We start from the raw sequence: 14,196 nt of genomic DNA on the forward strand, positions 1-14,196 counted from the left end.
CGGCCATTCACCATCGTCCAGGGGATGTCATGCGTACTGTTCTCGTTTCGGCCATCGCGCTCGCGCTGTCCGGTGTTTCGATGGCCGGGTTTGCCGCCGATCTCGCCACCACGCAGTTGCCGCGCGAAGTGCGGCCCAGTCATTACGACGTTTCCATCGTGCCGCATGCCGAAAAGCTCGGTTTCGACGGCAAGGTCAGCGTAGCGGTCGAGGTGCTGAAACCCACCACGAGCATTACCCTGAACGCGATGGACATGACGTTCTCGTCCGTGTCGCTGACCCCGGCGGGCAAGAAGGCGCTCGCCGCGCCGAAGGTGGCCGTGGACAAGGAGGCCCAGACGGCGACCTTCACGTTCGCAAAGCCCCTGCCGGCCGGTACCTATACGCTGGCGATGGTCTATACCGGCAAGATCGGTACGCAGGCCAATGGCCTGTTCGCCATCGACTACGACACGAAGGACGGCAAGAAGCGCGCCCTTTACACGCAGTTCGAGAACTCCGATGCCCGCCGCTTCATTCCTTCGTGGGACGAGCCGGCATACAAGGCGACCTTCACGCTCGACGTGACGATTCCGACCGGCGAGATGGCGGTGAGCAACATGCCCACCGCGACAACGGACAAGCTGGGCAACGGCACGACGCATGTGGTGTTCGCACCATCGCCGAAGATGTCGACCTACCTGCTGTTCTTCGGTACGGGCGAGTTCGATCGTGCGACCACCAGCGTCGACGGCACCGAAATCGGCGTCATCGCGCAGAAGGGCAAGGCGTCGCAGGCGAATTTTGCACTGGAATCGTCCAAGGCCGTGCTGCAGGAATACAACAGCTACTTCGGCGTGAAGTATCCGCTGCCGAAGCTGGACAATATCGCCTCGCCCGGTAGCAGCCAGTTCTTCAGCGCCATGGAAAACTGGGGCGCGATCTTCACGTTCGAGTATGCACTGCTGCTCGATCCGACGATCTCCACCGCCGCCGACAAGCAGGGTGTCTTCAGTATCGCCGCGCATGAAATGGCGCACCAGTGGTTCGGCGACCTCGTCACTATGCGCTGGTGGGACGACCTGTGGTTGAACGAAGGTTTCGCTTCGTGGATGGCCGCGCGCACTACCGAGAAGCTGCATCCGGAATGGAATGCGCAGCTGTCTGCCGTAGATGTGCGCGAAGGTGCGATGTCGCGCGACGCTATCGTCACCACGCATCCCATCGTGCAGCGCATCGATACGGTGGAGCAGGCGAGCCAGGCATTCGACACCATTACCTATTCGAAGGGCGAGGCGGTTATCCGCATGCTCGAAGGCTATGTCGGCGCGGACAAGTGGCGCGAAGGCGTGCAGCGTTACATCAAGGCGCACGCGTACGGCAACACGGTATCGGACGACCTGTGGAAGGAAATGGATGCCGTCGCCGGTCCGGGCGTCACGACGATCGCGCATGACTTCACGCTGCAGGCAGGCGTGCCGTTGATCAGCGTGGAAGCGGGCAAGTGCGAAGGCGGCAATACCGCGGTCACGCTGACCCAGGGTGAGTTCACCAAGGATCGTCCGGGCAAGACCGCGCTGCGCTGGCATGTACCGGTCATCGCACAGACGATCGGTGGCAAGACGGTTACGACGCTGGTCGATGGCAAGGCGTCCGTTTCGCTGCCGGGTTGCGGCCCGGTGCTGGTCAACGCGGGTCAGTCGGGTTACTACCGCACGCAGTACACGCAGCCGCAGTTCACCGCGTTGCGCGACGCTTACGCCAAGCTGCCCGCCATCGACCAGATGGGTCTGATCGGCGACGCGTGGGCGCTGGGTATGGCCGGACTGGAGCCGACGCCCAACTTCCTCGATCTGGCTAAGCAGGTTCCCGTCGATGCCGCGCCGGAAATGTGGGGCACTGTCGCGGGCGATCTGCGCAGTCTGGATATGTATTACCGCGGCGACACCGCGCGTCAGGCCACCTTCCGCAAGTACGCCATTTCCCGCCTGCATCCGGTGTTCGAGCGGATCGGCTGGAAGGCGAAGGCCAGCGAGACGGCATCGGTGGCGATCCTGCGTTCGGAACTGATAGGCACGCTTGCCCAGTTCGGCGACAAGAGCGTTATCGACGAAGCGCGTCGCCGCTACGCCGCGCAGGGAACCGATCCGTCGGCCGTGCCGGCCGAGCTGCGCAAGATCATCACCGGCGTAGTCGCCAGTCGTGCGGATGCGGCCGCGTGGGACAAGCTGCATGCCGATGCGAAGGCCGAGAAGACACCGCTGATCAAGGACCAGTTGTACACGATGCTGTCTATCGCCGAAGACGACGCGCTGGCGAAGAAGGCGCTGGATCTTGCGCTGACCGACGAGCCGGGTGCGACGAACAGTGCGGGCATGATCCGCTCGGTTTCGCGCAATCATCCCGATATGGCGTTCGACTTCGCCGTGGCGCATAAGGCCCAGGTCGACAAGCTGGTCGATTCCACGTCCAGCAGCCGCTATTACCCGGGGCTTGGCGGTTCGTCGCTGGATCCGGCGATGATCGGCAAGATCGAGGCATTCGCCAAGGCGAACATCGCCGAAGGTTCGCGTCGCGATGCCGAGACGTCGGTCGCGAACATCAAGTACCGGACCATGGTGGTGCGCGAGCGTCTGCCGTCCGTGGACGCGTGGCTTAAAGCTCAGAAGTAATAGGTACGGAAGTAATAGGTACGAAAGTGATCGAAGCGTGGCGCGTCCGGTAACGGACGCGCCACCGGTTGCAGAGGATCAGCGCGTAAGACGAATCTCGAACAGACGCGGCCAGCGCTTGCCCGTCACGAACAGGCGGTCGTGTGCCGCGTCGTAGGCGATGCCATTCAGGACATCGTTCACCGGATCGTTCACCTGCGTCGTACCCAGCAGTCCCTTGAGGTCGATCCAGCCGAGGACATGGCCGGTCTTCGGGTCGATCCGCGCGATGCGGTCCGTCTGCCAGATGTTGGCGTAGATTTCGCCCTTCACCCATTCCAGTTCGTTGACCTTCCAGACGGGCACGCCATCGGCTGTCACGTCGATGGTGCCTACGGCTTTGAGTGTCTCCGGATCGAGGATGCGTATTCTGGGCGTGCCGTCGCTCATATAGATATGAGTGGCATCGCGGGTCATGGCCCAGCCTTCGCCCGGATAGCTGAATCGCCCGGTCGGCGCGAATGTCGTCTTGTCCATGATGAATCCGACTCCTTCCTGCCATGACAGCTGGATCAGCTTCGGTCCCCACGCGATGATGCCTTCGCCGAAGTAACCCTTCGGGGTGGCGACACGCTGAAGGACTTCGCCCGATTCGAGGTCCACCTTGCGGACGGAGGACGTGTTGGGTTCGCCGGTGCTCTCGTACAGATAGCCGTTGTCGTAGAACAGGCCCTCAGTAAACGCCTTTGGGTCATGCGGGTAGCTGTGGACCACCTTGTAGCCGTATACGGGCAGCCCGGAGCCAAGCGCAACGTCGGACTGCACGGTCAGCGCCGTGCCAAGGGCGAGGGCTAGCCATTGAAAAGCGGAAGCACGGTGCATCCGGATCCCCAGGGTTTGGTTGTATGAAAATACGACATCGTTGGCGGTCCGGAGAGCCACTGCCCTTCGGTCGGCAGAACCTACTGAGACGTCGGCGCCAATGCAAGCGGCCCGGATGCTACGGTTTACGCAAGCGTATCTCGTAAACGTTCGGCCAGTTCTTTCCCGTGACCAGCAGCGTGTCGTGCTGCTTGTTGTAAGCAATGCCGTTCGGCACGCTGTCCGCGTCACTGGCGTCGACCAGGGATGTGAGCTGCGAAATGTCCACCCAGCCCTTCACTTTGCCGCTTTGGCCATCGATCCACGCGATGCGGTTGGTGGGCCACACATTGGCGAACAGGTCGCCGTGCACCCATTCCAGTTCGTTCAGCCATTCGACCGGATGCTCGCCATCGGTCACGGTCATCGCGCCCGTTTCGCGCATGCGTTCGTCGAAGAAGCGGATGCGTGGGCTGCCGTCGCTCATGATCAGGCGTGTGCCGTCGGACGTCATGCCCCAGCCGCCGCCGGGTAGCGACAGCGTTTCTATCTTCGCGAGCGATTCCGCGTCGTAGACGAAGACCGGCGAATCTTTGTAGCTGACCTGATACAGCCTGTGATGGAGCAGGGCCATACCTTCGCCGAAGGCATCGGTGGGAATGGCGACAGACGCGATGGGTGTGCCGCTTACCGGATCGACTTTCTTTACGGCCGACCGGCCGAGCAACCCGGTGGATTCGTAGATCACGCCATTGGCGAGAAAGAAGCCTTCGGTAAACGAACTGACGTCGTGGCGATAGCTTCCAACGACGTCGTAATCGAGCAAAGGTGCCTGGTAAGGCGCACGCCCGGCAGTCGACTGACATCCGGCGACGAAAATGGCAACGCCGATCGATACTCCGCGCATGCTACGCCTCCGTGCCGGGGTGCGGTGCGACTGCTCTGCCGTCGTTTATGTACGTGACACTGGGATGCATGCCGGGCCCGGCGACGACCGAATCGGTCGTGCGCAGGCAATCGCGGCCTTCCGACGACGTATAGAAGGCGGCCAGCGAGGGAAAAACGAGAGAGGCGTCGCTGGTAACGCGACGACAGACCAGCAGGGAACACATGGCGGCCAGCACGTGCATGTCGGGACAATCTTCTTCGAGGAAAAGGAAGGAGCCAGCGGGATTGAGTTCGAGGAATCGCCAGCGGCCCTCGGTATCGATGACGAAGTCCGACGCGCAGTAACCCAGCCTTAGTTCGCCCATCATGCGCAGCAGCGACGATGTGATGTCGGCGGGCGGCAGAATCGGTTCGATGCGAAGCTTGTCGCGATGGATCTGCCGGAAATCGATATCGCCCGGTTCGCGGTGATGCATGGCCAGCGCATGGACGGTGTCGCCGATGACGACGACACGTACGTCGGCCACGATGGGAACGTACGGCTGATAGATGGCGGGTGACATCGCCAGTTCGGCGTCGCTGGCTTCCATCAGCCGGCGCGAATCAACCGCCCGCGCGTACGCGGTCCATAGCTTGCCCTCGCTGTTGTCCCTCCATGTATGCGGCTGGAAGGGTTTCACCACGACCTGCGGGTGCAAGCGGAGGAAGTTCCGGATGCGTTCGGGGGAGGCGCTCATCAGCGTGGGCGGAACATCGAGACCGCAGCGCCTGGCGGCGTACAGTTGCCACGATTTGTTTTCGGCTTCCAGCAGGCGCGAGTAAGGATTGATCGAATAGACGTTCTCGCTGCGATCCAGCCACCAGTGAAGATTCTTCTCGTACTCCAGTGCTTCGACCTGCGCGTATCCACGATACATATCGGGCACGTCGTCCATGCGCTTGTGTCGGCGGAAGCGACGGTTGAGCACACTGATGCGCCGGCTACCACGCGTCACGTCGCGACGGAATGGCTCGTTGTCGGGATCGTCCGGAAACAGCGCAATGTTCCCAAGCTGTGCATGCAGCGGCAGGGCGGTATCGATCAGTTCGCACGGGAAGCCACCCGCGCGTATCGCCCAGCGGATCGCTTGTGCATGCAGGTCATCCTGCGTAGAGAAAATCAGTGAATTCATTGTGCCTTCCATGGATGGATCGCGAGTGGGGACCGCGGCTTGCGCCGCGATCCCCGGGCATGGCCAGTGCCGCTTAGTCCATCGCGGTTTCGTACTGGGAGCCGGTTTCGCCATGCTTCGTGCGGGCAATGGTCTGCATCCGCAGGCCACCGGCGACCTGTGCGGCCTCGTCGATGGTGATCTCGCGCGCCAGCGTGCGGATGATCGGGGCGACGTCGGCGTTCGGGTTCTTGTCGTTCATGTACATACTCCATTGATGGGATTGGCGAGGCGGACGCTCTCCCTTGCGCCGCGTTCGTCGTCGTGTCCGCTGTTCATCGACGGGCACGTATCCGCGCCTCCCTGCGCGGGTAGTTCGGTGTTTTCGCCGGTGCAAAGATCGATGACGCGATCGGCGCTGCGAAGCGTTTCGGGACGATGCGCGATGACGATGCGGGTCATCGCAGCGGAGCGGATGTGGGCGTTGACGCGCTGCTCGGTGGTCACGTCGAGGTGACTGGTGGCTTCGTCGAGAAGAAGAATCGACGGCTGGCGATAAAGCGCCCGTGCAATCACCACGCGCTGCTTCTGTCCGCCGGAAAGCGACGAGCCCATATCGCCGGCCAGCGATTCGTAGCCCATCGGCATGCCGACGATATCGTCGTGGATGGCGGCAGCGCGTGCGGCGGACTCGATATGTTGCATCGTCGCGTCGCCGCCTTCGTCGAAGAACGAAATGTTGTCGGCGATCGATCCCGCGAAGAGTTCGTCGTCCTGCAGGACGGCACCCAGCAGGCGCCGGTAGTTGTCCAGTCCGTAGTCGCGTATGTCCACGCCACCGATCAGTACGGCACCTTCGGTCGGCTCGACGAGGCCGAGCAGCAGGCGTGCGAGTGTGCTCTTGCCGCAGCCGGACGGTCCGGCGATGGCGACCGACTCGCCCGCCGCGACCGTGAAGTTAAGGTGGCGAAATACCCAGGGTTCGTGCATGCCGTAGCGATAACCAAGATCGCGTACGGTAATGTCAGTCGACGGCAAGACCGTGCCGCGCCGACCTCCGGTATGGGCTTCGGGCTCCGTGAGCGCGATGTCGGCAACGCGGCGCAGGTGGACGCCGAGCAATCGCAGTTCCACCAGTTTGTCGATCAGGCTGCCGGTTTTCGTCACCAGTTGGTCCGCGTAGCCGGCGAAGGCCACCAGCATGCCGGCCGAAAGACGTCCGTTCATCACGAACCACGCGCCAAACGCGAACAGGGCAAGGCGTTGCGCGCCGAACAGGCCCTGAGCCAGGGCACCGAAGGCGAGGTTCAGCCGCTGGATGCGCATGTCGCGTTCGCCGGCATCGTGCGTGACGTTCTCGAAACGGACGCGTCGCCGATTTGCCTGGTTCGCGAGACGTATCGTCTGTGCACCGCGGATCGATTCCATCAACTCGGTTTGCTGACGGGCGGCATATACCAGTTGTTCTTCGCTGGCGTGCCATAGCTTTCGCGAAAACAACCAGCGCAGTAGTCCGTAACCGCTGAGGACGGCAATCACAAGGCCGGTCATTGGCAGGCTGTAGAAACAGAGAACCGCCAGTGCGGTTACGCCGACCAGTCCATCGAGCAGTGCTTCGATGAATGCACCGGTCAGTGTCGACTGCATCATGCGCAGCGACGTGAACCGGGAGAGGATGTCCGCCGTGTGGCGTCGTCCGAAATAGTCCAGCGGTAGCCGTAACAGGTGCGAAAAGAGATTGACCGACCATTGGGCGTTCAGCGTCGCACCCAGCCAGCTGAGCAGCCAGCCGCGAGCCACGGTGAGCGCGGATTGTGCAAGTAGCACGATAAGGAATCCGGCGGTTATCGCCAGCAGGAAGCGCCGGTCGCCGGTGACCAGTGCGCGGTCGATAACGATCTGTGTGAAGTAGGGGAGTACCAAGGCAAGCGCTTCGATGGCGAGTGCGAGCCCCAGGACCTGGGTAACGCTGCCCGCCAGACTGCGTAATCGACCGGTCACGGATCGCAGCGAGAGGCGCGGTTGTTCGTCCGCTATACGGAAATCGGGCGCCGGCGTTACTTCCAGCAGGATGCCGGTGAAGTGGGTACCGACGTCCTCGATGGTCATCCATCCGGCGCCACGGGCGGGATCGTGGATGTGCATGCCACGTCTGCCGCGCGCGGTGAGGACGACGAAGTGATTAAGATCCCAGTGCAGCATGCATGGCAGTGACGCGTCTCTCAGATGCGCCATCTCGGCTCGTAGCGGCCGGGCACGCAGCGCCAGGGTCGACAGCATGTCGATCAGCGCGGGCAGGGCGGCACCCTTCAGCGATGTGGGGAACCGGCGGCGCAGGGTGGCCAGATCGATACGGTGCCCATGCCATGCGGCAAGCATCGCGACACACGCAAGGCCGCATTCGGCGGCTTCGGCCTGCATCACCAGGGGGACGCTCCGCGTGCCGGAGAAACGCATTACGGTCGCGCTCCGAACAGCGCGTCGGCGAGGCGAACCCGCGACACCGCGATATCGGCGGTCACCGCCATGCCGAGTTTGATCTTCGCATCGCCGGTCTCGAAGTCGATCAGCGTGCGGTAACCGGAAACATCCGGCTGCGTCGACGGGAGTGCGGCGACATCGACGACGCGACCGTGCATGGCGATGCGCGCGTGGGTCAGGGTGCTTTCGTAACGTATGAGTGCGGACTGTCCGGTGCGTACCGCATCGGCGGCGCGTGTCGGTAGCCACACTTCGGCGGCGAGCCGGGTGCCTTCGGGAAGTACGGTAGCGAGCCGTTCGCCGGTCGCGACCCGCTGGCCTGTACGGGCGACGATATCGACGACCGTCCCGTCGACGGGAGAGCGCAATGTTTCGTCGCGATGCAGTTCCGCCTGTGCCAGTTCCTGCGTCGTCGCGGCGATCTTCTGGTCCAGTTCCGTGCCGCGCGTGCGTTCGCTGGCGCGGGTTTCGTCCAGCGCGGCATTCAGTGCTTTTGCTTCGCCTGCAAGTTCGAGTTCGTGCTGGCGTAGCTGTTTCGACCGTGCGGCATGTTCCAGTGCGACGTCCTTCTGCCGCAGCAGGTCGACGTCGCTGACGAGACCTCTGCGCGAAAGCGCAGACCACCGGCTATGCAGACCTTCGGCGAGTTGCGCTCGCTGACGGGTTAACGCGGTTTCTTCGCGAACCTCGGCGAGTTCGGCGAGGAGCAGGGCGAGGCGTTTTTCGATTCCCTCGCGCTGCCGTTGCGATTCGATCGTCAGTTCGGTTTTCTGTTTCCGCAGTACGTCGATGCGCTCGCGATGACTGCGCGCGAGCGCGGCGAAGGTATCGCCGAATGCGGCACTGGCGTGTTCGGCGGAGATATCCACCAGTGCGTCGTTCTTCTGGACATGCGCTCCGCTCGGGAAGCGGATGCGTGAAACGACGCCGTGGGTCGGCGCGGTAATGGCGATGACGCCGCCCGACGCGACGAGTTTTCCTGTCGCATGCGCGTGATTCGTATACGTGCCGGTGAAGAGAAGGACGGCGAGTGCGGCAGGCAACAGGAGCGCGATGGCGAACAGGTACCAGCCGAGGGCGGGGGGTCGCATGCGGACCGTTCCCATCCATTCCCTTGCGCGGGCACTCCGTGCCTCTTTTCGAAACAGCGACATCCTTCGCTTCCAATCCTTGGTTGGCGAGATAAGTAGTTGCGCGAGGGTGTTGTGTCAATCGAAAGTTGCGGTAGGGGTGTATGGGGTGGGTTCTTGTGGGGTGAAAACTTATTTGTTGGTAGGGGCTTATGTGTTCTTAATTTATTTGGCCGTCTAATTGAAAAATAGGTAATTCTTGATTGTGCGCGTCGTGTTGTCTTGAGAGTCTTCGTAGAGTTCGTGCCGCTTTGGGGCGATGACCGATCGCATCGCTGCGGATTCCGGCGTGCGCCGGAATGACGGTGAGGGGGATGCGGCGAGTCGACATGTGCTTTATCGGATGAGCAAAAGAATCACCCATTCCGGACGAGCAGCAAAAAACCGCCCATTCCGTCGCGCGACCTCAACCCCTCACCGTCATTCCGGCGCACGCCGGAATCCGCCGCCGCCCGCTCGGTTTTCGCGTTGAAACCATTCGCGTTTCTCGCCGAGCCATGCCCTGTCGTCAAGCCCCCTGGCCATCCGATCTATTTACTCCCCACCCCATCCCGCCTTACCGTCCCCAAGGACAATCCGGAGGAGCGACGCTATGCGCTTTGGACCATGGTTCGTGCTGGCGACAGCCGCGGTAATGGCCGCTCCCGGAATCGCGCCCGATATCCCCATGTCGCCGCCCCGCGATGGGCGCCCATCCATCGGCCAGCTGTTGTCGCCGGCGCCGAAGGACATGGCTTTCTACGATACGGATCCCTGCCGCCACCATTGGCGTACCGGCGTCTGCCGGCTACTGCTGCCGGTTCGTGGTTAGGCACCCCTTTTCCGGCTGGCCAAGTGATGTAGGCTTACCTCCGAACTCGGGGGATACTCATGCGCTGGCGCCAAATTATCGGAACGGAGCTGGCTGCTCCGGCTTTCGCGGTGCGCGTCGCCGTCGAGGCCGTGGATGCGGAAGGGCGGCCGGTACCACGCGTTTTGCGCTGTCGCTGCCGCCCGATCCTCGCGGCATGAGCGACCGCGAGCACAGCGGTTACTGATCCCCGATGAGACCTCTCGGCTTTCGCGCGCGCCTCGGCCTGTTCTTCGTCGCCACGCTGGTGATCGTGCAACTGCTGACGGCGGGGCTCGCGTCGGGTATTGCGCGGTCGCAACTGATTGCCGAGGGTGGTCGGCAACTTATCGCCAACGCGGATGCCTTCGTCGCCCAGATGGACGACCTTTCGGCCAGCGTCGCCAACAGCGTGCAGGTCATGTCGCTGGACGATGGCCTGCGTTCCGCGATCGGCGCGCACGATCGCGAAACCATCCTCTCGATGCTGCGCAATCACGGCCGCCGGGTGGATGCGTCGCGCATGCAACTGATCGGCCTGGATGGCATCGTGCGGCAAGACACGGCCGGCGATGCCGCCCCGCAACTCTTTCCCTTCCCGGATTTGCTGAAAGACACCGATGGTGGCCGCGCCGCAGCCGTGGCCGTGGTGGTTGGCAAGGCGTACTGGGTCGTGACGGTACCCATCCATGCCCCGCGGCTCGTGGGGCGGGTAGCCGTCAGTATTCCCGTCGACGATGTGTTGCTCGATCACATGCAGCGGTTATCCGCACTGCCACGCGACGTGGAACTGGTCACACGCGAGGAAAGCGGCGATTGGGCTGTGGTTGCGAGCGGGAGCAGCAGCGCCGGGATGGCCTCGCACTATCGCGGCAATATGCCGCTTCCCACGCAACCCACGCGCGTAACGATCGGAGGCCGCCAGTACCTTGAGCTTGCACAACCGTTGCGCACGCCCAGGGGCAGCCCGGCGGTTTATGCGCTGATGGGGTATTCGCTCGACGATGCGTTGCGTCCTTATCGCGCCGTATGGGGTGCATGGGCTGGCCTGCTCGCATTGGGTCTGGGCGCCGGGCTGATCGCGGCGTGGCTGGTGGCGCGCGGCGTCTCGCGTCCGGTGGAAGCGCTGGCGGAAGCCGCGCGGCGTATCGAAGAGGGCGATTATCGACCGCCGCCGCAGCTCAACCGTCGCGACGAGATCGGCCAGCTTGCGACGGCCTTCAGCACGATGAGCGACGCGGTGCGCGAGCGCGAGAAACACATTCGCTATCAGGCGCTGCACGATACGGTTACCGACCTGCCAAACCGCGCGGCGGCCGAAGACGAGATCGACGAAGAACTGAACCGGTATCCGAAAGTCGAGGGCGCGCTGCTGATGGTCGGCCTGACGCGACTGCCCGATATCGTGAAAACAGTGGGTCATGCACTGGCGGACCGGCTGATGCGCGACGCGGGCGGACGGATTTGTCGGGCGGCGGGGAATCATCTCGTGGCGCGCGCGACGGATACCCAGTTCGTTCTCTGGATGGGCAGGGCCGATCGCGCCACCGCCATCGGCCTCGCATTCCGCATTCTCGACGCATTGGGGCATCCCTATACGGAAGCCGACGTCAGCATCGACATGGGACCGGCGATCGGTATCGCGCTGTCGCCGGAGCACGGCGTGCTGGCGGCGTCGCTGCTGCGTCGGGCCGAGGTAGCCCAGTTCGCGGCCGTGGGTTCCACGCGTGGCGTGGATGTTTACGACCCGCATATCGACCCGCATCGGCCCGAGCGGCTGTCCCTGATGAGCGAGCTGCGCGCCGCCATCGACACCGGCGGTCTGGAACTGCATTACCAGCCGAAGTTGCGGCTGGCCGATGGCCGCATCGATGCCGCCGAGGCGCTGATCCGCTGGCGGCATCCCACGCGCGGCGAGATTCCGCCGGAAGATTTCATCGGCGCGGCGGAGGAAACCGGCAATATCGGACGTCTTACGCGCTGGGTGCTGGCCACCGCTATCGCCCATGTGCACGCACTGGGCGAGCGCGGCCACGTGCTGAAAATATCGATCAACCTGTCGGCGCGCGACCTCGAGGACACCGAGTTGCCCGATCGCGTGGGCCAGCTCCTGCGCATGCATGGCGTGCCCGGCAGCGTCATCGCCCTGGAAGTGACCGAGAGTGCGGTCATCGGCGAGCCCGCCGCCGCGCTTCAAGTCCTGCGTCGGTTAGCCGATATGGGTATCGACATCGCCATCGACGATTTCGGCATTGGCCAGTCGTCGTTCGGTTATCTGCGTCACCTCCCCGTTCATGAGCTGAAGATCGACAAGATGTTCGTCCAGCAACTCGCCACCGACGAGACCGACCGCACCATCGTGCGTTCGTTGGTCGAGCTTGGCCATGGACTGGGCTACGAGGTGACGGCCGAAGGCGTGGAGGACGCGGCCGCGCTCGATTTCCTCCGTGAGATCGGCTGCGATCACGCCCAGGGATTTTTCGTCGCGCGCGCCATGGATTTCGGTGCGCTGACCGAACTGTGCGACGCCGAGGGGTCGCGTCTCACGTGAACTATCCGTGGCGGCGATACCCAGGTGCAGCGGATGGCGTGTCCTATCTACTGAACCCCACCGCGGCAAGACGGCCGCGCTCAATCGCTGTGTCCCGGCTGGCGTAAGATCGCATCACGGGACGCCAGTTCAGGAAGATCGACTCGGGAGATCGCGTGGAGCAGGAACACTGGGAGCGTAAGTACCATCTCGCACTGGAGCGCATGGAACGCGACGAGCGCGATTTCCGCGTGCTGGAGGAAGGTCTGCGCCGGCTGGTGCTGCGGTTGGCGGCGCTTGCGCGAGGTCAGGGCGACGAAGCCGACCGCCTGCTCGACCGGCTTGGCGACGGCTTGCGTCAGGCATCCTCGCCCGAAGCACTCGATCCGCTGCTGGACGAACTGGCCGATGCGGTAGCGCATCTGGACCGTTCCGCCCGGCCTCTCCCCGACGATGCCCTCGACCATCCCGACCCACCGGGTGTGGAAGCGTTACGTGTGATTTTGCAGCGCATCGTGTTGCTTCCCGCATTTACCGAGCGTGGCGACCGGTTGCGTGCCGCGCTTGCGGAGGTTCGCGATGCGCAGGGTACCGCGATACTGGCTGGCCAACTGGCGGACCTGGTCAATCATCAGCGCGAAGCGTTGCGCACGGATATCGTCAAACTGCAGGACCTGCTCGGTGAAGTCAGTGGGCGTCTGGGCGAAATGACGCGTTATCTGGATGGCGAGCTGGAAGGCCGGAACGCGGGTGCCGTCGAGGGCAGGGGACTGGATTCGAGCGTGCGCGAGGAGATCCGCCTGCTGGGCGAGCACACGCGCGACGCGGTCGACCTGGGTACCTTGCAGCGGCAGGTGGAGTCGAGGCTGGAAATGATCGACCGGCACTTCAAGGCCTATCGCAGTCGCGAGGACGCTCGTCTGGCGGCTTATCGCGACCGGGCCGAACGGATGCGCGACCGTGTCGAGGAGCTGGAAACCCAGGCCACGACGCTGCAGGATTCGTTGCGCCGCGAGCACGAACTGGCGCTTACCGATCCCCTGACCGGCCTGCCTAATCGCCTTGCCTACGAGCGCCGTATCGCGCAAAGCGAGCAGGCGTTGCGCGATGCGGGCACGCCGTTCTGCATCGGCGCGTTCGATATCGATCACTTCAAGACGATCAACGACAGCTTCGGTCATGCGGCGGGCGATGCGGTGCTGCGCATCGTGGGGCAAGCGCTGACCGGTCGCGCGACGCCGCGCGATGTTTTCGTCGCGCGTTATGGCGGCGAGGAATTCGTGGCGATCTTCGACGCGGTCGATCAGGCCGAAGCCATGCGCATCGCGGAAGATCTGTGCCGGATCGTCGAGGGACTGGCGTTTCATGCCAAATCGCGGCCGGTGAAGGTCACGATGTCCGGTGGCGTGGCACGCTTCGACGCGACCGATACCGTGGATTCGGTTTTCGAACGGGCGGATCGCGCGCTGTATACGGCGAAGCGTGCGGGAAGGAATCGCTGCGAGGCGTTGTGAGAATGGCCACTGCTGCCCGGTATAATCGAACATTCAGGTCGGACGTAAGAATGAGAGGTCCGGCCTACCTCGCCGTCGCTCCTGCGTAGGTGTATGGACCGGGGACATAGCGCACAGGTGTGCGGGGACATCGCGCACACTTTACGGCTCCTGGTGCAGGTCGATAACGGTCAGGTGGTGAT

10 protein-coding genes are annotated in these 14,196 nt (G+C 63.3%); 4 read left to right on the forward strand and 6 right to left on the reverse strand.

The features are described 5' to 3' along the window. Positions 1-29: 29 nt before the first annotated feature. Positions 30-2,651, forward strand: a complete 2,622-nt coding sequence (locus EC912_RS18195; protein ID WP_132147127.1) for a M1 family metallopeptidase — start codon at positions 30-32, stop codon at positions 2,649-2,651. A gap of 78 nt (positions 2,652-2,729) precedes the next feature. On the opposite strand, the gene EC912_RS18200 is transcribed toward EC912_RS18195, so the two are convergent. From EC912_RS18200 to EC912_RS18220, 6 genes are all read right to left on the reverse strand, one after another. Beyond that, positions 2,730-3,512, reverse strand: a complete 783-nt coding sequence (locus tag EC912_RS18200; RefSeq protein ID WP_132147130.1) for a glutaminyl-peptide cyclotransferase — start codon at positions 3,510-3,512, stop codon at positions 2,730-2,732. 118 nt (positions 3,513-3,630) lie between these two features. Beyond that, positions 3,631-4,398: a glutaminyl-peptide cyclotransferase gene (locus EC912_RS18205; RefSeq protein WP_132147133.1), complete on the reverse strand. Its 768-nt coding sequence runs from the start codon at positions 4,396-4,398 to the stop codon at positions 3,631-3,633. Between the two features lies 1 nt (position 4,399). Then, positions 4,400-5,551 carry a hypothetical protein gene (locus tag EC912_RS18210; RefSeq protein WP_132147136.1) on the reverse strand — a complete coding sequence of 384 codons (1,152 nt, stop codon included), beginning with the start codon at positions 5,549-5,551 and terminating at the stop codon, positions 4,400-4,402. Between the two features lie 73 nt (positions 5,552-5,624). Further along, complete coding sequence (locus EC912_RS19470) at positions 5,625-5,792, reverse strand: hypothetical protein (RefSeq protein ID WP_165973662.1); 168 nt, start codon at positions 5,790-5,792, stop codon at positions 5,625-5,627. Further along, the gene (locus EC912_RS18215) at positions 5,789-7,987 is read right to left on the reverse strand and encodes a peptidase domain-containing ABC transporter (protein ID WP_132147139.1); all 2,199 of its coding nucleotides are present in this window, start codon (positions 7,985-7,987) and stop codon (positions 5,789-5,791) included. Before EC912_RS18215 ends, EC912_RS19470 begins: the two co-directional genes overlap by 4 nt. Beyond that, positions 7,987-9,102: an HlyD family secretion protein gene (locus EC912_RS18220; RefSeq protein ID WP_165973663.1), complete on the reverse strand. Its 1,116-nt coding sequence runs from the start codon at positions 9,100-9,102 to the stop codon at positions 7,987-7,989. Before EC912_RS18220 ends, EC912_RS18215 begins: the two co-directional genes overlap by 1 nt. A gap of 631 nt (positions 9,103-9,733) precedes the next feature. Between EC912_RS18220 and EC912_RS18225 the strand changes: the two genes are divergently transcribed. From EC912_RS18225 to EC912_RS18235, 3 genes are all read left to right on the forward strand, one after another. Further along, positions 9,734-9,952, forward strand: coding sequence for a hypothetical protein (locus tag EC912_RS18225; RefSeq protein WP_132147145.1), 219 nt, complete (start codon positions 9,734-9,736; stop codon positions 9,950-9,952). A gap of 232 nt (positions 9,953-10,184) precedes the next feature. Next, positions 10,185-12,521 carry a putative bifunctional diguanylate cyclase/phosphodiesterase gene (locus EC912_RS18230; protein ID WP_132147147.1) on the forward strand — a complete coding sequence of 779 codons (2,337 nt, stop codon included), beginning with the start codon at positions 10,185-10,187 and terminating at the stop codon, positions 12,519-12,521. Between the two features lie 155 nt (positions 12,522-12,676). Beyond that, entirely contained in the window at positions 12,677-14,014 is a 1,338-nt protein-coding gene (locus EC912_RS18235; RefSeq protein ID WP_132147150.1) for a GGDEF domain-containing protein, read from the forward strand. Positions 14,015-14,196: the final 182 nt, after the last annotated feature.

The organism is Luteibacter rhizovicinus (assembly GCF_004342265.1).
In the GTDB taxonomy this organism is placed as follows: Bacteria; Pseudomonadota; Gammaproteobacteria; order Xanthomonadales; family Rhodanobacteraceae; genus Luteibacter; species Luteibacter rhizovicinus_B.